17 protein-coding genes are annotated in these 22172 nt (G+C 43.2%); 8 read left to right on the forward strand and 9 right to left on the reverse strand.

The window, feature by feature from the left end; genetic code table 11:
• Positions 1-4: 4 nt before the first annotated feature.
• From MHN81_RS28280 to MHN81_RS21800, 5 genes are all read left to right on the forward strand, one after another.
• Positions 5-1141, forward strand: coding sequence for an acyl-CoA dehydrogenase family protein (locus MHN81_RS28280; protein ID WP_023402289.1), 1137 nt, complete (start codon positions 5-7; stop codon positions 1139-1141).
• A 17-nt stretch (positions 1142-1158) separates the two neighbouring features.
• Positions 1159-2043, forward strand: coding sequence for a GNAT family N-acetyltransferase (locus MHN81_RS21785; RefSeq protein ID WP_023402288.1), 885 nt, complete (start codon positions 1159-1161; stop codon positions 2041-2043).
• A 59-nt stretch (positions 2044-2102) separates the two neighbouring features.
• A complete protein-coding gene (locus tag MHN81_RS21790) occupies positions 2103-2564 on the forward strand; it encodes a group II truncated hemoglobin (protein WP_023402287.1) in 462 nt (153 codons plus the stop codon).
• Positions 2565-2602: 38 nt separating this feature from the next.
• Positions 2603-3166 (forward strand): flavoprotein, encoded by a 564-nt coding sequence (locus MHN81_RS21795; RefSeq protein ID WP_023402286.1) that lies wholly within the window; start codon positions 2603-2605, stop codon positions 3164-3166.
• A gap of 100 nt (positions 3167-3266) precedes the next feature.
• The gene (locus tag MHN81_RS21800) at positions 3267-6356 is read left to right on the forward strand and encodes a hypothetical protein (RefSeq protein WP_023402285.1); all 3090 of its coding nucleotides are present in this window, start codon (positions 3267-3269) and stop codon (positions 6354-6356) included.
• Positions 6357-6391: 35 nt separating this feature from the next.
• On the opposite strand, the gene MHN81_RS21805 is transcribed toward MHN81_RS21800, so the two are convergent.
• The 4 genes from MHN81_RS21805 to MHN81_RS21820 all read right to left on the reverse strand — a co-directional run bounded on the left by MHN81_RS21805 (position 6392) and on the right by MHN81_RS21820 (position 9713).
• On the reverse strand, positions 6392-7156 hold the full coding sequence (locus MHN81_RS21805; RefSeq protein ID WP_239426709.1) for a 4'-phosphopantetheinyl transferase superfamily protein: 765 nt from the start codon (positions 7154-7156) through the stop codon (positions 6392-6394).
• Between the two features lie 10 nt (positions 7157-7166).
• Entirely contained in the window at positions 7167-7514 is a 348-nt protein-coding gene (locus tag MHN81_RS21810) for a Rieske (2Fe-2S) protein (RefSeq protein ID WP_023402283.1), read from the reverse strand.
• Between the two features lie 213 nt (positions 7515-7727).
• Entirely contained in the window at positions 7728-8618 is an 891-nt protein-coding gene (locus MHN81_RS21815) for a DNA replication protein (protein WP_023402282.1), read from the reverse strand.
• A gap of 93 nt (positions 8619-8711) precedes the next feature.
• Positions 8712-9713 (reverse strand): tyrosine-type recombinase/integrase, encoded by a 1002-nt coding sequence (locus tag MHN81_RS21820; RefSeq protein ID WP_172642437.1) that lies wholly within the window; start codon positions 9711-9713, stop codon positions 8712-8714.
• An 817-nt stretch (positions 9714-10530) separates the two neighbouring features.
• Here MHN81_RS21820 and MHN81_RS21825 point away from each other — a divergent pair.
• The gene (locus MHN81_RS21825; RefSeq protein ID WP_239426710.1) at positions 10531-11634 is read left to right on the forward strand and encodes a hypothetical protein; all 1104 of its coding nucleotides are present in this window, start codon (positions 10531-10533) and stop codon (positions 11632-11634) included.
• Positions 11635-12030: 396 nt separating this feature from the next.
• Here the strand turns inward: MHN81_RS21825 and MHN81_RS21830 are convergent, their stop codons facing one another.
• From MHN81_RS21830 to MHN81_RS21840, 3 genes are all read right to left on the reverse strand, one after another.
• Entirely contained in the window at positions 12031-12366 is a 336-nt protein-coding gene (locus tag MHN81_RS21830; RefSeq protein ID WP_239426711.1) for a type II toxin-antitoxin system RelE/ParE family toxin, read from the reverse strand.
• Between the two features lie 12 nt (positions 12367-12378).
• Positions 12379-12615, reverse strand: a complete 237-nt coding sequence (locus MHN81_RS21835) for a type II toxin-antitoxin system Phd/YefM family antitoxin (protein WP_023402277.1) — start codon at positions 12613-12615, stop codon at positions 12379-12381.
• Between the two features lie 419 nt (positions 12616-13034).
• Entirely contained in the window at positions 13035-14165 is a 1131-nt protein-coding gene (locus tag MHN81_RS21840; protein ID WP_023402276.1) for a hypothetical protein, read from the reverse strand.
• A 1708-nt stretch (positions 14166-15873) separates the two neighbouring features.
• Here MHN81_RS21840 and MHN81_RS21845 point away from each other — a divergent pair.
• On the forward strand, positions 15874-17079 hold the full coding sequence (locus MHN81_RS21845; RefSeq protein WP_239426712.1) for a ParA family protein: 1206 nt from the start codon (positions 15874-15876) through the stop codon (positions 17077-17079).
• On the forward strand, positions 17080-18144 hold the full coding sequence (locus MHN81_RS21850; RefSeq protein WP_239426713.1) for a ParB family protein: 1065 nt from the start codon (positions 17080-17082) through the stop codon (positions 18142-18144).
• 1440 nt (positions 18145-19584) lie between these two features.
• Here the strand turns inward: MHN81_RS21850 and MHN81_RS21855 are convergent.
• Both MHN81_RS21855 and MHN81_RS21860 read right to left on the reverse strand, forming a co-directional pair.
• Positions 19585-19863 carry an acyl carrier protein gene (locus tag MHN81_RS21855; protein ID WP_023402322.1) on the reverse strand — a complete coding sequence of 93 codons (279 nt, stop codon included), beginning with the start codon at positions 19861-19863 and terminating at the stop codon, positions 19585-19587.
• A 47-nt stretch (positions 19864-19910) separates the two neighbouring features.
• Entirely contained in the window at positions 19911-22160 is a 2250-nt protein-coding gene (locus MHN81_RS21860) for a polyketide synthase (RefSeq protein ID WP_239426714.1), read from the reverse strand.
• Positions 22161-22172: the final 12 nt, after the last annotated feature.

The raw sequence follows: 22172 nt of genomic DNA on the forward strand, positions 1-22172 counted from the left end.
AGCAGTGAGTAAAGATATCGATTCGTACAACGAGTTTAGAGAATACTGCCGAGATTTTTTGCAACGGGAAGCAGTGCCCTATCAAGCTCAGTGGGAGCAACAGGGATTAGTGGATCGCTCATTTTGGAAAAAGCTGGGTGAAGCTGGGTTGCTTGGTATGGAGATTGACCCCGAGTATGGCGGTCAAGGTCGCAAGGGCATTTCGCATACAGTGATACTGACAGAAGAGCTTATCAGCGCTGGACTGACAGCACCTATCATTATTTCACACAACGATGTTCTGGCCAGTTACATCAATGCACATGGCACAGAGCAACAAAAAAGACGCTGGTTGCCAGCGCTGTGTAGTGGTGAAAAAGTGGCAGCGATTGCCACCACTGAACCTGGAGGCGGATCTGACTCAACAGAGATAAAGACCACAGCAGTGCGGGACGGTGAAAAATATGTCGTCAATGGGAGCAAGGCCTATATTACCAATGGCGTCAATGCAGACATCGTGGTAACCGCGGTACAAACGGGCAGCGGTCAGCGCGGTCAAGGGCTGAGCTTATTGGCCCTTGAACGAGGTTTGAATGGTTTTACACGCGGTGCCGCGTTGAAGAAGTTAGGGTGGCACGCCAGTGATACTGCTGCGCTTTATTTTGAGGATTGTCATGTGCCCGCAGACAACCTAATTGGCCGTGAAAACATGGGCAGCTACTATTTTATGACGGCCATGACTCGAGAGCGTTTAAGCATTTCATCGGTGGCGGTGGCCACCGCTGAAACCATATTGAAAGAGACGCTGGAATACAGCAAAAACCGTATTGCATTTGGTCAACCCATTGGCTCTTTGCAACACAATAAGTTCACACTCGCCAATTTAGATACTGAAGTCAAAATTGCTCGGATCTATCTCAATGATGCGATTGACAAGTTTAATCGCAAAAAACTCAATGTCGATGACGCGGCTCGAGCCAAGCTATGGACAACCAATTTGCAGGTTAAAGTGGCTGAGCAGTGCATGCAGTTACATGGCGCTTCGGGTTACATGAGTGACTCCAGCATGGGGAAACATTGGGTAAATAGCAGAGTGCAGAAAATTTATGGTGGCACCAGTGAAGTGTTGCAAGAAGTTATTGGAAAGTCGATTGGCCTTTAGCAAATTTGGAGAGAATAATGAGCGAAAAATTAGATAGTTATAAATTAACGCAGGACCACCAGTCGTGGACGTCAAAGCCTGCGACTTTGGAAGAGTGGCAAATTGTTAATGAGTGGGCACTGGCTGAAAAATGGGATTTGGGTCTAGGTGATACCGAGTGCTTTTTTAATATTGATGATCAAGGCTTTTATTTGGGCTATGTGAATGGTGAGCCAGTTGCATCGGTGTCAGTCGTTAATTATAGCGATGAATATGCCTACGCTGGGTTTTACTTGGTTGCACCTGGTGCTCGCGGTAAAGGATATGGATTGCGTTTGAGTTACGATGCATTTCACCACTGTGACAAGCGCTCAGTTGGGCTCGATGGCATGCCTGAACAGGAAGAGAATTACAAAAAAGGCGGGTTTGTCACTCATTATGAAACTTCGAGGCTGGTTGGAGTGCACAATCAGCAAGTTGATGCACCACAAGGTGTGCAAAATATTAGCGCGGACAATATCGAGGCGGTTATTGAGTTTGATGCGCAAATTACTGGCTATTCACGTGCTGCGTTACTGCAAAATTGGTTCAGCGGAGAGGGGCGTCACGGCTTTTTAATTGACTCTGGTGATGGTGTCTTAGGTGTGGTCGGGATCCGCCGCTCAACTGACGGGTATCGACTCGGTCCTCTGTATGCGGAAAATCAAGCGGTCAGCGAGAAGTTGTTTGCGATGGCGATGGCGCAGGTGCCACTTGGCACCCAGGTAACGATTGATGCACCGACGCTGGACCTTGGCTTTATCAACACCTTAAAAGCGTTAGGGTATGAGGAAATATTCCATACATTTCGCATGTACAGAGGCACAGAGCCACAAGGTGAAAAGCACAAAATTCAAGCTATTGCCTCATTGGAACTCGGCTGATCATAGCGCTTTATGCGCTATTGATTAGACATAATCACGCCCGAATAAAGAGATAAATAATGACACAACAGCCCACATTATTTGAATGGATGGGGGGACGGGAAGCCGTGTCCACCCTACTAGAAAAATTTTATGAAAAAGTGAAGCAAGATGACTTATTGCAGCCGCTTTTTCAACATATGGCAGATGACCATCACACCCATGTTGCGATGTGGTTTGAAGAGGTACTCGGCGGCACTTCGATTTATACCGAAGAGCGCGGTGGCTTTAAAACCATGATCCGCAGGCATCGGGGAAGAAAGATCCAGCCGGAACAGCGCGAGCGCTGGGTTGCACTGATGTTGCAAACCGCAGACGAAATTGAATTGCCTGCCGATCCCGAGTTCCGTTCAGCCTTTGTCGCATATATCGAATGGGGATCTCGACGAGCACTGGCTAACTCGCAACCGGATGCTCCTCCCTCAAAACGAGAAACTGTGCCGCGTTGGGGATGGGGGGAAGCACCTCCGGGAACTGAGTAAGTTTTAACCTAAATTACACTAATCATTGGTAGACAAAGATGGACGAACATAACAAGAAAGCGCGTATCCTGATAGGCGTCTCTGGATCCGTGGATATCGTTTTACTTCCTAAGTATTTGCAAACGATTAAAGCCAACATAGATTGTACTTTAACGGTATTGATGACTAAATCAGCCGAGGTTTTTATTCCGGCAACCACCATTGCCCTATTCGCAGATCGGGTGATCAGTGGTGAAAAGCCAGAAGATTGGCCAACGGATAAGCCTTCTAGGATCATTGCTGATCATGACATTGTGGCTGTGATGCCTGCGACTGCCAACACCTTAGCTGCAGTGGCAACAGGCAGTGCACCTAATCGACTTGCTACCATTATTATGGCTGCGACTTATCCCGTGTTGTTTTTTCCAGTGATGGGGGCCAGCATGTGGGAGAAACCCGCTGTACGCAGAAATGTGCAGCAATTACGAGAAGATGGTTATCAGGTGGTCGAGCCCGTTTGGCACGAAAACTTTGATGTTTCGTTAGCACGTATGGTGGGACACCCATCTTTTCCAAACCCAGAGGATGTGGTCGCCATTTTACGCGATAGCATTGGACGTTAACAAAGCCGCGCCAAGGTATTAAAACGAAAACAGGTCAACTGGGTGTTGCGTGTTTCTCCAGTTGGCTTTCACAACAACAATAATTAGAAGGTGTGAAGGTATGTACCAAGCGAGAAGAGATAGACGACAAACCATATATGCGCATTGGCAATGGTATTGTTTACTAATGATGAGCCTGTTGTTCCCAGCAACAGCGATGAGTACCCCACACACCAATAAACCAGACTTTATCGGATTTGAAAGCGGTCCGGTTCGACCTTTAGCGATATCTCCTGACGGCAAGCGTTTGTTTGTCACCAACATTCCAGATAATCGTTTGGAAATTTTTGATATTACACACACCACTCCCCGCCTTTTAGGCTCAGTCATGGTGGGGATGGAGCCTGTTGCCGTGGCGGTTTTAAGCAATGACATAGTCTTTGTTGCTAACCACCTTTCGGACAGTGTCAGTGTCGTGAACGTGCGAAACCCTGCAAGCGCGTTTGTTAGTAAGACACTTCTGGTCGGTGATGAACCGCGTGATATTGTCGTCACAGATCCTGATGGCAGTGGCCCCGCCAGCCCGAGGCTATTTGTTGCGACGGCACATCGAGGCCAACACCGAACCCACCCGAGTATTGCCAATGTACCTGGTGCCGGTGATCCACAATTGACAACACCGGGTGTTGGGCGTGCTGATGTTTGGGTGTTTGACAGTCATCAATTGGGCTCCGAGCTGGGCGGAAAGCCACTCAAAATAATGTCCTTTTTCTCGGACACTCCCCGTGCATTGGCGCTCAGTAATGATGGAAAGCGCGTCTATATGGCCGCGCACTTTTCACATAATAGAACCGCGCTGGTGAATAACTTTACCATTTGTAATGGCTTTGAACACGCAGGCCCCTGTGAAACATTGGATGGTCAAGCGTCACCAAATGGCCCTGTCAACGCAGATGGCAAAGGGATTTTACCAGGAGGGTTGCCAGCGCCAGCTGAGAACTTTGAGGGCTTCAAAGCACCAGAAACCAGCTTGATAGTACAGTTTGACCCTAATGCAGGACCGGCTGATAATGACCTCAATACTGGCCAGTTTGTCGATGCACAGGGCAGAAACTGGAGCAATGGCGTACGTATGCACCTGCCAGACAAAGATGTTTTTGTCATAGATGCATTGGATTTGCAGGAAGTCGCATTTCATCAATCTGTGGGCACGACGCTATTCAATATGGCGGTGAACCCGCGCACAGGTGTGCTTTACGTGAGCAATACCGAGGCGCAAAATATGAAACGCTATACTGGCGAGGGCTATAATGGCAAATCGCTGCGAGGGCATATTGCAGAGTCGAGAATTACCGTGATCACATCAGCGGATGAACATGATCAAGGTGGCAATAATGTCATCCCTCGTCATCTCAATAAGCACATTGACTATAATCAGCCTGTCGCCCCCGCAGAGGTTAAGGCAAGTAGTCTGTCCACTCCTTTGGAAATGGTCGTTAGCCAAGATGGACAGATGTTATATGTGGCTGCATTTGGCTCTCAGGCGATTGGCACATTTAATACCACAGCCCTTGAAAATGATACTTTTGTTCCCAGCGAGGCGTCACACATTCAGCTCTCGGCAGGAGGTCCTGGCGGGTTGGTGCTGGCTGATAACGATAACACTCTATATGTCTATACGCGCTTTGATAATGGTATTTCAGTGGTGGATACCAGAACCAAGCAAGAAGTTGATCACGTCACGCTTTTTAATCCTGAGCCTGAGTCCATCGTAAAGGGGCGCCCCTATTTATATGATGCCAAACTGACCTCAAGTAATGGAGAGGCATCGTGCGCCAGTTGTCATATTTTTGGTGATCACGACTTTATAGCATGGGATTTAGGGGATCCAAATGAGCGCGTTAAAAACAGCTCATTGCCGATCAATTTGCGTGAATTTTTTGAGTTTGCGTCCTCATTTGACCCCGTTGGGGCTGAACGTCTAGCTGCGCTCAATGGGGATGCCGAGGTCAATCAATTTCACCCACTTAAAGGCCCTCTGTTGACGCAGACGCTAAGAGGGATCAGCACACATGGCGCCATGCATTGGCGAGGCGATAAACTCAATGGCGTATTCACCGCAGATCCTGATAACCCCAGTTTGGATGATGCGTTCGATGAAGCCCTTTCATTTATTAATTTTGCGCCAAGTTATGCGTCTGTCAACGGCATGGCTGAGCCGCTGTCAAAATCGCAAATGCTGGAGTTTTGGGCATTTACAAAAGCACTGTTTATGCCACCAAACCCGGTTAGAAATCTGGACAATAGTCTAACGCCAACTCAACAAAATGGCAGAGACTTCTTTTTTGGTCTCAAAGAAAATGTCACCATGCCAGACGGAACTGAGATAACGGTCACACGACGCGCGGTATTTTTGTCTGAGTTAGATAATATTCTGTTGAAACAAACGACCGGATTGGACTTTGTCGGTGGCTTTAGTTGCGAAGGGTGCCACGCATTGGAACCCGAAAAAGGTTTTTTTGGTACCAATGGCAGACAGAATATGGAAGATCCGCAAATATTGAAGATCCCCCATTTACGCAATTTGGCCAACCGGGTCGGTGCGTTTGGCATTGTGCCCAATGAAGATGTGAACATGCATACAGTGCCTGATCCCAGTGTATTTGACTTCAAAGGCGATCAGATCAAAGGCTTTGGCTTTTTGAAAGACGGCGGCATTGATACTATCGGCAACTTTTTTGGCTCCAGTCGTTTCTTTGATACGGGCAAAGGCACTGGATTTCAAACGGCACAACAGCGGTTGGACACCGAACAATATATGTTCGCTTTTCCAGGGGACTTAGCACCGATTGTGGGGCAACAGATCACATTAAAGCGTTATACGGAACCCGGGTTTGAGCGGGTTAAACTGCTGCTCAAACGTGCGAGAGAAAAGTTTGTTTCCAAAACACTCGGTGGCGAAACTGTCGAAGCCGATGTGGTCGCAAAGTGCTTGGTTCACGGCAAGCCGCGAGGTTTTTTGTATAACCAATACGGTTTATTTACCTCTGACAGAGGGTTCCCACTGCTGACACTTGGTCTAGTATTTAGAATGTGTCATGGGCCTGTGACTTTCACCGCGGTTCCTCCGGGTTCGGGTTATCGGATCGGTATTGACAGAAATACTGATGGCCTACCGGATGGTTTTGATTGGTTTCGCTGGGGGGATTAAAAAAATGAGGTCATAACGACGAGTTATGACCTCAATTAACGGCTGAATTCTCTGTGTGTATCCCTTTGTTCTGCGCGCAGTGGCACCACATGTCTAAACTGTAAAGTGGGAGAAGAAAAATCACGCGTTGTGCACTGGATGGCCAATGCGCCTTGATACTCTGTACCTAGTTGAAACTGCAAAAATTGGTAATTTTCGCTTACCGGGGCGCTAGGCTCGGTATGACATACATGAATACGCTGTTTTAAAAATTGAAAATAAAACTGATTGAGGGGGAGCGACATACCCTGCCCGCACGCTTTGATATATGCCTCTTTTAATGTCCAGAGCTGATAAAAGTGGTGGTGCTGTGTTATGGGGTCCATAGCGGTTAAGGTATTCTTTTCATGCTGTGTAAAGTACCGCGCAGCTATGTCGATGATTTTCTCTCGTCGGTGTATCCACTCAATGTCTACCCCGACTTCACCTTCGCCATGAACAACGAGTACCACAGCCCCTTTGGTGTGGGACAGATTAAAGTAAAGAGGTGTCTTGAGGCGATTCACAATGGCTGGTTTACCAAAACGGTTCTTTTTGAATAGCCATTGATGTGGCGCAATCTCTGGGCAGTATCGGGACAAGGTGCTTTTGACAAGTGCGCGAGTCACCAAAAATTGATGCCGATGCTCATCGTATCTAAATTGCTGGTATTGTGCTCGCTCTTCATCACTGAGCAGTAATTGATATTGGTCTAATAACGCATGGCAGGTGATCTGCTCATCTTTTGTAATCCAAAGCGGTATTGAAAGGTGCTGAGTCATACCGCACTCATTAGCAGGATACGGTTTCTATTTCACAGGGGAGCTTGATCTGCACCGTGTTGTTTTCAACCAGAATATCATAACTTGTGAGTGGACGTTTGGTGAGCGATCCTAAAGACGCGCCATCGGATAAATTAAATTTCGCCCCATGTAACGGGCAGATCAGTTTTCCAGCTTTGACTTTGGCATTTGTCATTGGCCGGCTTTGATGGGGGCAGCTATTTTTGAACGCGTAATATTGGCCATCGAATTTGCACAATAGGACATTGTACCCGTTGATTTTAAGTGCCATGCTCTTCCCTTCTTTGAGCTGGTCTTCTGTTGTGGCTATATGATAGCGTCCTTGAACTAATGTCATGGTTTCATCCTTCCAAAACTTATTGTCTGGTTCTTGTCAGAACTATCTCTCATTGCAAAATACATGGCGCATGTTAGATGTTGTGAAATCGGCCTGTTTGAAGCCTGACACCATGCCTAGCGGGACTGAGAGTGATAGACTCCAGCATAGCGTAATCCCTTAGCGAATGCTACATTCAAGTTGTTAAAATCATGAGGGATTTTACGCACTGCTCTAGGCTCGATACAAATGCAAGCGAGCGATGACCGGGGCGACTTTGGCATCTTTGATGCGCTTGCCTGTATAGGGTTTGAGTGGTGATAATTTAGGCCGGTCATTTAACACAATCACAGGTGAGTGGGCAATCATAGTGGTTTTATTGAATTTCCCATTTTGAGCGCGGTTGTATTTGAGATTGACGATAGGAGTGATACGAAGTGGTCTAACGGTTCGAAAATATTCACTATCATTGGCGTTTTCCAATGCTTTCTTTTCTTGCTCTATCAACTTTTCCCAATTACTTGCATTCACATCGGACAGTTTGGATTGCAAGGTTCTATCCAGTTTTTCATGCCAATATTGCCTAGGCTGCACAGCACTTCGGCTGGTTGAATGAGACCAGCTGTAAGATAAACTAAAGGCGTCTTGTGGTGCGAGCAATAAGTTTCTGGAAACAGCTTTGCGGATCAATAATGGCACCGCTTGTGATACAAGTTCAAATCTTTGATCGGGGTTTTTACCAGCATAATGCTGAATGAAAGCGTCAAACTCACTCTTTAATTGATTGACATGTGCCACCCGCTCTCTCAATTCCTGCTCATGAGGCGTACTTAAGCATAAACAACCAGGTAAGCGACGAGCCATAACTCCGGGATGGTCGCCTTTGAGCGTAAAGTCCAATGCATGATGGAGAAAACGTTGACGGGCCTGTTCATTAAACAGCGCATTGGGAAAAATTGTCGGCATATGCTCGGCAATGTTTTCTTCCGTTAATCTTGGCAATTCGTATACAGCAGAGCAAGGTTGTAGCTGTGCATCTTTTAGGAGTGTTAATAGCTCTCCAATATGCGCTTGCAGGTAATGCAGATCGGAGCGTATTTTTCGTATGACGGTTACTTTTTGCATGCTTCTAATTCTTTTTGTACTACATCATACCCTTTATTTATTCAACGGTATCACGCAGCAACTCTGCTAAATTTTAAATGACTCAGTTAAACATCAAAACGAGCTGAATAAATTGGCCACTACGGCCTGATCGATATCATCCTGAGTATGCTTAATATAAATTTCTGTGGTTTTTAGCGATGAATGGCCCAGTAAAACAGAGATTACTTTTAGATCAGCGCCATTATTATACAGCCAGGTAGCATAAGACCTTCTCAATGAATGAGGTGGGATACGCTGTGCTGCCGAGATCAACCCATACTTCTTGCACAAGTTATAAATTGCATGACCTGATAGCCCCGGCGTATCGGACATTTTATAGTAAGGCTGACCACTTTTAGTCAACCTGATAAATAAGGGGCCATCGCTATATGGATGAATATTTAGCCAATCTTGCAGCGCAAGATAGGTAATATTATGTAGCTTTATTTCACGCTCTTTGTTGCCTTTACCCAGTACAGTGAGATGCTGCGTATCATGATTGATTTGCGCCAATTGTAATCCTGATAACTCAAAACGCCGCAAACCACATCCTATCAACAAATGAAAAATGGCTTTGTCCCGTAAACAAGTCGCAGTAGGCTGCTTTACCTCATCAACCTGGCGCAGCAATTGCCGAAAGCTTTGTTCGCTGATCAACTGATGTTTTTTAATCCTTGATCCCATAGACCTTTTCACACTTTTAACCCGTTCATAGTGCAATGTGGTGATTTGGCCAAGTAGAAAAGCCTCTTTCAAAACACTTTTAATGACCGACAAGTAAAGTGATTTTGTATCTGGGGAAAGACCCACTTTATCTAGAATAGTCAATAAGTTATTTATTGTGTTTTTATCTATTTTTGACCATTTTATTTGGTAGATATCATCGCACCCGAGATGCTGAGCAATAGCCATAAGCACACGCCTTGCGGTCTCTTGGGACTTGTCAGAGTTAAGCGACATAATATACGCATAGATCGGACACTCATTATCACGAACAATTAAATTTCGCCCGCCAGAGTGTGCGCTGATCTCTTTACTTACCTCATTAGGCGGTATGCGCAGTATATGTGACAAACGATAACTCATAATTTATGGCACTTAAAACTATTTGATACGACAACATTACTATAGCCGATCTTCATAACATTTACTAACGTAAATGTATATTTACGTTAGTAAATTATTATGTTAAATGGTAAAGTTTTATTAGTTTACCTATACATAGAGCAGTAAAAGTAAAATCTGCTTGCTATTTTATTAATGGCTTATACGCGCATTTTTTAAATGGCCTATTTGTTCAGCTGTAAACGGCGTAGATTTGGCGAATTCAAGTTGAATATGACGCGCTTGAGCTGTTTTACCAGAGAGCGAGTAACAACTTTTCAGTAAGTTGTAACGAATTTCACTTGCTATACCAAGTACCAGGAAAATCATGAAACAATAATTTACTTGGACAAAGGTGTACCTCACCCAAAATTCTCACAAATAAAATAGTAGTGATCCCATTCACACCTTCTGTTTGTAACATGTGCCACTTAATGAAAAAGGCAGCCCGCTTTGGTTTAACCTATACAAGTCTTCGCCAAACATACGATAGCCAATCAAAAGTGAATAAAGTCTTTAAGAACAATCCGGAGTTAGCCGCCTTGAACAGTTAAATCACCACTATTCAATACCTATTTACCCAAGGTTTCCAGACTGATAATAATGGGTATCTCTTTAAAAAAACGACTGCTATTTATCGTACTTGGACGATTACCAGTTTGAATAATAACGCAAAAGCATAGGTTCCAAGCTACACTCTTACCTATACATCCCCAAGTGTGATCAAGTACTTTACTCTAGCCCACTAAACAGGGGTTAAAATCATAAAAAAAGTAATGGAAATAATATGGGTAATACATTCGAGTACGCTACAACACCACTTGCTTTGGCATCTTTAATCGCCATTCTCGTCGTAGGCTTACTCAAAGTTATCTCGGCAGGAAAAAACAATGCACTAAACCGAATGATCACGCATTATGGATTTACACTGGTGCTCCTATTTGGCTTAGTTGGCAACGGTATTTACCTCTTTAACAGTTATCAATCTTCCGAAGCGCTTATTATTGGAACGGCTATAGATAAAAACAGTGGGAAATATTTACCCCGCGTCCAAGTCGATACTGGTGGTCATGCTCGCGGAATGACAAGTGATACAGGCGACTTTGTCTTGGCTATACCAAAATCTAGAATCACAGATCAATACCAAATTAGCGCTTCGCTAGAAGGATATGAAAGACAAACAGCCACAATTAATCACCAAGCAAAGATGTTTGTTAGATTTGAGCTAGAAAAAACACGATTAAACTTTGATACCGCTATGCAGGTGGCAGACGCGAGGATTGTTGTTGGTCATTACCTCGGTCTTCCAGAGATCCAATTAAGTATAAAATTCAATAATCCATTGTCAGCTGCAATAGTATTCAAGGACTTGCAGCTTGATGTGGTTTCACCCACGGGAAACGCTCGGCATTTAGCTCAAGTCGGGGCCACTCTAAACTCTCATTCCAACCTTCAGGCGCCACTACAAAGTATCTATGTTTCGCCTTCAAGCAGTGCACAATACCTGTTCAGATTCATACAATACGACGTTCAAACTCACCAAATAGCAATATCAGCGCAAACTTCGATGCAAACAAGGCCTGATTTTCAATTACGTGGTCCACAGATAGGAAACACTCTACTGGAGCCAGCGTTGACTCAACAGTTAAGTACTTTGATGAGCGCCAGTTGGTTTTGGGAAGTTGGAGAATCCATTGTCAATGTTTCTGCTAATGTTGATGGTGAGACGGTACGATTCTCGAGGGCCATACCAATTACATCAGATCAGATTGACGCGATGAAGGCCATCTCAAATTATTATAAAGACGGGTTTGGTCTATATCCGCAGGTCAGCCTTATGCCAGTAGGATCTGCCATTCCGGGACATCAAATTGAGTCTTCAGCACTATAGAGTGCTGAGTGCTCGCTTGTTGAAAAGGAAACTATCCGTAAAGTGATTTTCAACAAAAATACATCTTAAATGCCAAAATTTCGCAATCAGAAACCTGGTTTCTTTTCTTTGTTCGTTTTCCTTATGTTGCCGTCGTTATCTGTTTTTTTGTTTCAAGATTAGGCATACGGTAGCGACTATTTATTGGTGATCACAGCTCTTTTTATCCTTGTCTTTATTGGATATACATCCATTGCTTTCATTTATTTAAAATCATAAATCAACTCAGCAAATCTCTTTTGCGCTGATGGAGAAGGTATCATTGACTGCCTCTGGCTATCTTTAATGTACGATGTGTTCTAATTATTTCGCCTGCTGCTAAAAAGTAAAAAGAGCCAGCTAAATGCAGGCTCTTTTTTAGAACGGACCAAACTGGTTGATCAGATCCTGATAATCCATTCTGACATGACAAAATATCAGTAAGTAAATATTGAACTGTTGCTCACCAGTGTTCCTAATTTCGTATACAAATCGGTAATTGCCTTTTACTATCTCTCTAAACTCAGGTGAGTCAAAGTACTGGCAAGCTTTACCGCTCTCTGGCAAGGTTTCTAGTTGGCTTTTCCATGCTATGATAGTTGATTTAATACTATCCCTTGCAGCACAGTCTGTTTCTCGGCGCGAACGCCAATTGATGGCATCTTTAATTTGCAATTGTGCGTGTCTAGTTATTTCAATATTTACATTTGCCATTCTATACCTATGTTAAATAGAACTTAGAAAATCATCGATTGGTGTGGTTTTGCCCTCTTCGATATCTTTTCTTGAATTTAATAATAGCGTCATGAATGCCATTTTCTCCTGCTGATGCTGGTACGCTTCGTGCGTTTGGACCACTAATGACTCTTTGCCATTTTGTGTCACAAACAGAGGAGCAAGCCCTAATTCATCAGGCAAATTGGCCGCGTTGGCTTTCATTTGGCTAATTGTAGCGATTCTCATAAGCTTTTCCTTTCAAGCTAAGTTATATTGGAGTCTATATTTAGACTACAAGACCAAATATAGACCAATAGCATATCAACAGTCAACAATCGAACCAAATATAGACTTATTTTGCATCACACTTCGCCTCTCAGATCACAGTCAAAACCTGTCATCGAGACGAACGCCATATGATGCTTGGCTTAAAGGGTTGGGTCCAGCTCAAAGACATAGCTAATGTAACGACACCAGCCAAACCACAAATTTATTTTTGATCGATTACAGTGACTCTTATGGACTTGTCAAAACAAGTCGTCAGCAAAGCCCACTTATTGTTAAACAATCAGGCCTTGGAATTGTTATCACTCACTGAGTAAAAGTAGTCAGATGAAATAGAGGGTGGGATGATGTTTTCACGATACCTAGTATCGAATGGGGCTTTAATCCGATTCGATACCCGCTAACTTTTCAGCTTTTGCCAAGCGCGCTTTATACTGTTTATTTAAGCTCAAAATTTCTTCACAAAAACGTGCTGTTGGATATATTTCGTACTTGTAGTCAACAATGTTACCATCATCATCTTTTTCATTTTCAATTGTATAGCGGTTGATGATATCAGAATCAATCAAATCCTTCATGGTGCTAGTCATATCACGCCTGATTGCAGTTAGACGACTTTTATCGACATCCTCATGGGACGTGATCGATCCAAACTTTAAAGACATGTTTACCAACATAAAGTGATATGTTTTACCCACAGCAGCATATTTAAAGACTTGGTAAAGGCGCAATGTTAGCCAGCGACTTAGCGATCGCTTAAAACTTTGTACCCGATCAAAATAATAACTTCGATATGTCAGGCCTTCAATTTGCTGCGACATCACCTCATTTAAAAAGGCAACACATTTGACTGTGGACTTTCCGTTGGCGCCCGAAAAATGAATACTACTGATATAGTTCATTCTCGACTCGCTATATGATTCCGATTCTCCGTTCACTTCTCGGCACTGCATACTCAGTTCTGCGCCCTTTAGAATGAGGAGAGACTCTTTAATCTCATTCACTGATAAGGTTTGTGAAACCGACTTAAGTTCAGATTGAAGCTCGCGTAAGGTAAAGACGATCGCATAACGCTCCCCTACCCGGCCTGAAATTTTAACAATACGCCCTTGAGATCCTAATCTTACCAATGCGCGCTCGACTTTTTCTTCTCTGTCAGAAGGCCAGGCAAAAAAATCGGTATCCTTGCCTTTAATCAAAGCAGGAGAAATATCAAGTACGCCTTCATACAGAATGTTGTCCACTTTTTCAGAGACTCGACGAGATATGATAACCTTATCACTGGCCGCATTAACGGGGATCTGCTCACGCTTATGCCTGATAAATCGAGACCAAAGGTCATAGCCGACAAATGTATTACTTAAGGAGCTTTTTAAACCAGCACTAGAGGTTTTGCAATCAACAAATAAAGAAAGCTGCTCCACTTGGTGTGCACTTTCGATAGTTTCAATATCTCGCCTAATGGAAGCAGGTAGATTGCTCAAAGATACTTTCTTTACTGGTGTTTTCATTACCGACGGCTCCGTACTATTCCGTATAACGCTACAGCATACCACTAAAAATTTAAATGCGGATCTAAAACAAAACATATAGGAAATCTGATCTGGGCAAACAAAACATATAGGAAACCTGATCTGAGAAAATAAAACATATAGGAATTCTGATCTGAATGAACAGAACATAAAGGAAATCTGATCTGGATGTATAGCTAACTTAAAATCCAGTCGACATACCCACCCTTTCTTTGTGCTCTTTCCATGTCCTATCACGACTTTTTTCTAGCAAAGCAACAAAAAATAATTTACCAAGCCTCAAAATAACACGGACTTGCTCCATTCAACCATAGAGGAAATCTGATCTAAAGAGGAAAAGGCCGCAAGCCAAAAGGGGGGAAGAGAATGAAGTCAAAACCTAATTTTTTTAATGTTTCAATGCTTTCCATCTCTGCACTCAACATGGAGGAAATGAGATCTGCAAGATTTAAATTTATATAACTTATTGAATATAAAGCCCTACTTCTCATTTCTGAGCGCCACAAAACATAAAGGAATCTTGATCTGCATTGCATAACACCTTTCATATATACAACTAAATTGCATAATAAAAAGAAGTTCATCACTTTCAAAATGGATTAAACATAGAGGAAATATGATCCCATATTGCATTGTAACCCCAATATCAATTGAACTTATTGAAATAGTTAAACTGATATTGGATTTCTCTTCAGGATTTAAAACATAGAGGAATTATGTTCTGCCCCCCCCCTAAAAAAACCTAACCAATTGAATTTTAGCTACTTATTTAATTTTAAAATCTAGTTAATAACCATACAAACATAGAGTAAATGTGATCTGAGGTGAGTATCCGGCATCAATATCCAATTGAATAAAGTGGCATATTGTCATTATCAGACTTTTCAAAAAGCCCACTTCAGTTTCTCTTTGATATAGATGTAGATCCAATGTCGTTTATTGAACATAGAGGAATTGTGCTCTGTTACACAATAATTAACCAATTTTGAAAGAAAAATGATAATATTATCGTCTAAACATAGAGTAAATCTGATCTCATTAATATGGCGACAAATCGATTCATGGATACTCGTGGCTGGGAAAAACATAGAGGAATCTTGATCTATATAAGTACAGCGAGATAAAAAGCCTAGCCTATACATGTGGATAAGATGCTCTACACTGCTAGTAGATCCGATCTGATCAACAAGGAGATCAGATCTTCTATATGATTTTATGGAAGATACCTTCCTTAATATAGAAGCGATGTGGATAACCAAGCGGAAGAACTGCGAGTAATTCTGATCTCACGGCCAAAAATGTGCATATATTTGTGAATAAGCTGTAGTTAAATATATTGGCACGCTATTAACATGTAGTAATCATGATCTAAAACATGGAGTAAATTCGATCTATACATATAGGAAAATAGATCTGAGAAAATTAATAAAATTAAATATAGTCAAATACTTATAAGGTTTAATAGGACACTAGCCTTTATACCTATATATTAACCAATACTAACCTTATTAATTACCCTTAGCTGTTATAACTCTAAGTTAAATGTGCTTTTCTATCAAATGAAGAAACCATGGTACAGGTATTGAATAGCGAGAAGAGGCTTTATTATTAACCAATACATCATTTTTTTGTTTGTAAGCTCTTTTTTAAGGTGTATAGTATAATTTAAAATATCAAGGGAATTATTATGGATTCTGAACAAACAACCCATGCGTTTCTGGCACTTAAAGACAGTGCTGATGGGCTCATTAAAAGACGAAATCAGCGATTGTTGATCAACAATAAAAAAGAACAGAGAAATTTCACCCGTGCTGAAGCATCGGCTTATTTGGCAATCAATAGTAAAACTTTAGATAAATATGTCTCTAAAACAAATATTGATCCACGTAGACATGACGATGCTGTATGGTCGGTAAATTTGGAAGAAATTTATTTGATCAGAGATCAATTGCCAGAAGAATTGCGCAAAGAAGCCAAGTTTGTTCGTTCAGAGCACCAAAAAGTGCAAGTAATCGTGATCCAAAACCAAAAAGGGGGAGTTGGAAAAACTGTCTCAGCAGCAACAATTGCTTCAGGGATTGCAACAGAGTTTCCTCAAGAATATCGAGTGGGTCTGATCGACATGGATGGACAATCAACATTGTCTATGTATTATGCTACTGAAGCCATTCAACAAGGGTGTCTTTCTGTGGGCGATTTGATGATGGAGAACTTTGAGTTAGATGAAGGGGAAACATTACAAAGCGCGATCTCCGATGCGTTTTTGCCAACCACCATTCCCAATTTAAGGATCCTACCAGCATCACAATATGACAGAGCATTAGAAGGCTGGTTTCACGAACAGGTGTTCAATAAAGCACTTTCTTCACCATACACCTTATTAGATAACATCATACAAGCGGTTGAGAGCGAGTTTGACATCATTATTGTGGATACCCCACCCTCTTTAGGCTATTCAACATATAATGCCTACTACGCAGCCTCAAGCGTGATATTTCCATTGTCAGTAACACAAAACGATATTGATGCAACGTGTTCCTATTTTAGTTACATTCCAAAAATTTGGTCGCTGCTCCTCAATGAAGGCCACAGTGGATATGATTTCATGAAAATCTTATTGACGAATCATAGAGACAGCGCAACCACCACTGAGTTGATGAACCAATTGACGCAATATTTTGAGCAGCGTATCTATTCGAAAGAATTTAAACACAGTGAAGCGATTAGGCAATCATCAGCCTTACTCAGTACCGTGTTTGATATGTCTAAAAGTGAATATCCAAAAGCAAAATCTTCATTCCAAAACGCACAGCAAAATGCATTTGAGGTAACTAGCCAGATCATGCGAGATATTCATTTCGTTTGGTCACAACAACAAAGAGAGAATCAGTAAATGGCCAAAAGACGTGGCGAGATCAACCCTCTGGGCAATACATTCGGTTCACACGAAGCTGAAAAACGAGATGCAAAATCTCGCATTCCTAATTTGTTTAAGCAGCTATCATCGCAAATTGAAATATCCGGTGAAGATGTCACTGAGTATCTTAAGCAACACTTTGGGGTTGAGTCGATTGGTAAAACAAGTCATTGGCAGCTGGCATCGGGAAAAGAAGCGAGCTTCACGGAAATGGTGCTCGATCATACACAGTTAAAAAATGATACAGAAGTTAACTTCGATATAAATGGTCGTGAACAAGCGCTGTTAAATGAGGAGTCTGTTGCTGATTTGGATTCACTTACCTATCAGCAGTTCCACCCGGCTGTTGCTAGATACAATAACGGAAAGATCGAAATACTCGATGGTTCAAGAAGAAGAGCCTGGTTTTTATTTCACAAACATGATGGATATCGCGTGCTGGTCACACGGGACGAATTAGCTTTAGAGGATGCGAAAAATTTAGCAAAACAGTTGCAGTCCGCAAAAGAGCATAATTTATTTGAGATTGGACAACAGTGTCTGGCGATGCAAAAACACAACCCTGCACTAAAGCAAGCAGAATTGGCTAAATTGCATAATTGTAGTCAAGCCAAGATCAGCCGAGCATTGAAAGCGGCCAGTGTAGATATTCGACTGATCCAACTCTACCCTATCGCTGGGGAGCTATCCATCGCTGATTATGATCTGCTCTTTAAAGTGATGAATAGATATCAGGATACCTTGAACGATGAAATTACTCGTATTCAGGAAGTGTTGGCTGTGCAACTTGATGGCGTCGAGGTACATGAGCATAAAGAAATTATCAGCCAAACCCTTAAAGCAAGTTTGAGCTCAGAGCGCCCCAATAAGCCCGCTGTGGTGACTTCGACTCTGAGAAGCTTTGAGTCAAAAGACATGTTCGCGAGGAAAAAAGAGTCGAATCGCGCAGTGTCATTTGAGTTTGGTCGGATCAAAAAAGATGTATTGAAAGAGATTGAATCTTCTGTGCAAGCAATTTTAGCGCAGCATTATCAAGATTAATATTCGTCTTGCATAATCAAATAAGGGGTTTTTAACCCCTTGATTTAAATTATTAAATCAGTTTATTCAAGTTGAATTCGCCAACCTGTTAGCAAATTATTCAAACTGAATTCGCCAAAAATTAAACGCAATTTATCTTTCTGAGTTGCTTTATTTGGGCTCTGTTGCAAATGCCGTTGTTGCGCGAACCCCCGTTTACTTTTAATTGTAACCCGACATGAAGCTGTTAAAACACCGACACTTTGAATGCGGTACTATTATCTGGACGGCTCGTAAGTATTGAAACTCCACTCCTCCATTTTACTTAACGGCTCGGGTCAATCTCGACTACATATTTTTGTGACGCAGTCTGCAAACGAAAACAAGTCGTTCCAAGCTTCATAAGCTTGAGCAACAATATGCTCTTAGTTTTTAAAGCTCTGAGGGAATCTGGCGAAGGTTTTATTGTACCGACATTTTCAAATCGCGCTTCAAGTTCTTAGGTATGCCTGTTTCTATATTGAAGGAGGTGTGTTTTAGTTTTTTATTGTCATACCTTGGTTTGCGTATGGGATCGCAAGCGTGTCCCCTCCCCCCTTGTCGGATAGATGGCACTAAATAGGGAAATATATTCGAACTTTTGTTGCTATACCGCGCTTAGCGGGACTTTTTCGATTAAAGGTGTATGGTGGTAATGTGCAGATGAAGCGGATGTTCTGAAACCTGAACTCAACCCGACCGCTCAAGGCCCTATGTTCTGATACTTTAGAGATCGAGCCCTATCAATACGTGCATACCCTTGTTTAAAGTGTGCCAAGGCCAATAATCCCTGCTCATTTGTACTGAGCTTGGTGTTCGCGCGAGTGTCCAAAAGTACACTTTTTTAAGTCATTAATAACTGAGTAGTCACCTAGTACTGTATGAACGAACTCGCTCATATTTTTAAAGTTGACTGATATTGATGACAGAGCGGTTACCGCTAGCTGGAAAAAGTGCCCGAAGGACTGGGGAGCCGAAAATGCCTACACACTAATCTCCCCTTGAGTTCAGCTGTATGCCCTAGAAATAGGTAAACATTGATGGTGCTTTTGAAAATCCTAGCTCGGCGAGATCTGCAAGGGTTATGTTGAGTCGCTCTATAGATAAACTGGGCCAAATCAACAAACACAGCGTATGCCACAATCAAAGGGGGTGAGGTGACGTATATGATTAAAAAAGTTGGCTTAAGGGGGCAATACGGCAAGGGAGCACAGAAGAGAGACGTCTGGTGACTAATACTTTGCAGATACGCATATAACAGGCTTATCTGCATCGTGTCGTTTGGCGATGTATAAAACCACAATGTGCGATGATGATTGATACACCCGTACGATATTGCGGTGCCAGGTATGGAGTAGCAGCCAGAAAGGGCAAAAGCGCCTGTGTGATCCCAGCTGCCGTGATAAAGCGAGGGTGAAACAGTTACGACTCTTCTAGCGCTGTGGTGTGTGACTCAACAAATGAGATCAGATCGTTGACTGTGGTGAAATCATTAATGGTTTTATCTGCTGTGCCAAACTCGATACCTAAGTGCTCTGTAACTCGGGTAAGTAAAATGAGCTTGTTCAATGAATCGATATTGAGTTTATCTTTTAGCTCAAAGTCATTGTGGATCTCATCTCCACGTAGTGATGAGCGATTCATTTCTTCAATAAAGCCAATCACCAATGTTCTTGCTGTAGATGTTGCTGCGTTACTCATGTTATTTCATGCTCCTTGTATCTGTTATTAATCTAGGTGTAGCAATGTTAGTCTTCATCAACCAACCAATAGCGTTTTTTCTCAAATGGGTAGTTGGGTAAAGTGTGTTTTTCAAAAGCCTTGAGAGGGTAGTAGTTTTGCCAGTTAACTTGCGCGCCTTTGTCGACAATAGTTGCAAGCAGGGACCACAGGTCGGTGGGGGTAAATTGCTCGCTGTCACAGACATATACATATTCTGTGGTGTTGTTTACAGGGCGATTGCGATATATTATCGGGCCTTCACTTGCTAGGTGGACCGCTTGCTCAATGGCTACTTCACCCATCTGGGAAAAGCAACGGGCTTGTGTGTGGTTCAAATTACTGTGATGTATGTGTAGCTCTTTTTCCAGCGTACTGAGCCAGTGTTGTAAAGGGACGCCTTCCAACAACAGTTGGGCATATCGACCGATCCCCTCACCAAGAAACGATGCCATCTTCACTCCCCAATGTTTTAACTGCTCATACAATGCCAGTTCAAATGCAAACAATTGAGCGAATTGCTGCGCAAAGGGGGCCGTGGAGGCATTTATCTTTGTGAGCGCTTCAGAGTCCACCCAGCGTTGATAGGCAATGGTAAAATGTTGGCAGCGCATGTCAGCGGTGAGTGCAGCCAATTGGCTGGGGTGAGCGAATTCTGAGGGGTTACATATATACTGGCTTGGTTTATCAAATGTCGTGCTGCGCTGTTCGCTGTTCGCGTTGATTTTGGCCAAGGCTTGCTCGCGCCACTGCGCTATGCTCATATCCCGGTTGATCACCACTGTATTTCGTATTGGTAAATGTGCACGACTTATGTTGATGTTGTAGGCAAGGGCGCACAGGGGCAAGGGGGGGTCGTCTTTTGCGATACTCTCGATGTATTCGACGAGCTGCGTTTTCGTTTTGGCTGATAAACACAGCACATCTTGTGCCGGCTCTGTTACGTCACTGTCATTGGATATCGCCGCATCAGTTGTGGGAAGATCGCTGAGAATTGCAAAGACATTGGTGCCGCCCACACCCAAACAGTTCAGCCCGGCGTAACGTCGCTGCTGTTCAGGTTCCCACATTTCATAGTCGAGTGCCATTTTAAAAGGGGATTGCGGCAGTTTTAATTTAGGGTTGGGGGCGCGAAAATTAATGGTGGGCACCAGTCGACGATGTTTTATCATCAGCGCAAGTTTGATGAGGCTGGCCAGTCCAGCTGCCTGCTCCAAATGACCAATATTCGGTTTCACGCTACCGATATGACAAAATTGCTTTTTATCGGTATCCAATGAAAATGCTTTTTCGAGCGAACGGATCTCCAGTGGGTCGCCTATTTTTGTCGCGGTGCCATGGCATTCAATATAACTGAGTTGGTCTGCACTGATCCCCGCCAGTGCGATAGCTTTAACCATGGCCTTGGCTTGACCTGGCACACTGGAAGCGGTAAAGCCAAACTTTCCTGCCCCATCATTATTGACGGCGGTTGACTTGATCAGCGCATAAATATGGTCGCCATCAGCCAGTGCGTCTTGATAACGCTTGAGCACCACGGCGCCTGAGCCACTGCCAAAAATGGTGCCATCGGCGTCGTCAGAAAATGTTCTACAGCGACCTGTTGGTGAGTAGATCATGCTTTCAGCCGCATTATAGCCCCGCTCTTGCGGCAATCTGATACAACTGGCCGCAGCGATCCCGATATCGATTTCTCCGCTCAGTAACGCACTTCTAGCCAAGTGAACCGCAACCATGGAGCTTGAACAGGCTGTTTGCACGGAGAGGCTAGGGCCTTGTAAATTTAGTTTGTAGGATACCCGTGTTGCAAGAAAATCTTTGTCGTTGAGTAACTGTAACAAGCTGCCGGTATCACTATTGCCCTTAAAATGCTTTGCCGCTTCTTGATATAGATAGCTACGTGTGATCCCGCCGCCAGTTGCATAGACACCTGTTTCACTCTGTTGAGCCGTTTGCAAAGCACCGGCATCCTCCAAAGCATGATAGATAATTTCGAGCAAGGTCCGCTGCTGTGGATCCATTAATTTTGCTTCTGCAGCAGGGATGCCAAAAAAGCGCGCATCAAACTTGTCGACATCGGCAAGGGGGGTATATGCATTGACGTAACTGGGTTGCCCGAATTCGCTGTCACTGACCCCTGCGTTACGTAATTGCGCGTCGGATAATCTTGCTATGGACTCCCGTCCTTGTGCTAAGTTCTGCCAAAACTGGGTCGGAGAACTCGCTTCTGGAAATCGGCAAGCGAGCCCGACAATTGCTATATCATCTGTAGCCATCATGTATTTTACTTC

The sequence above is a fragment of the Pseudoalteromonas sp. Of7M-16 genome, assembly GCF_022347805.1.
In the GTDB taxonomy this organism is placed as follows: Bacteria; Pseudomonadota; Gammaproteobacteria; order Enterobacterales; family Alteromonadaceae; genus Pseudoalteromonas; species Pseudoalteromonas luteoviolacea_F.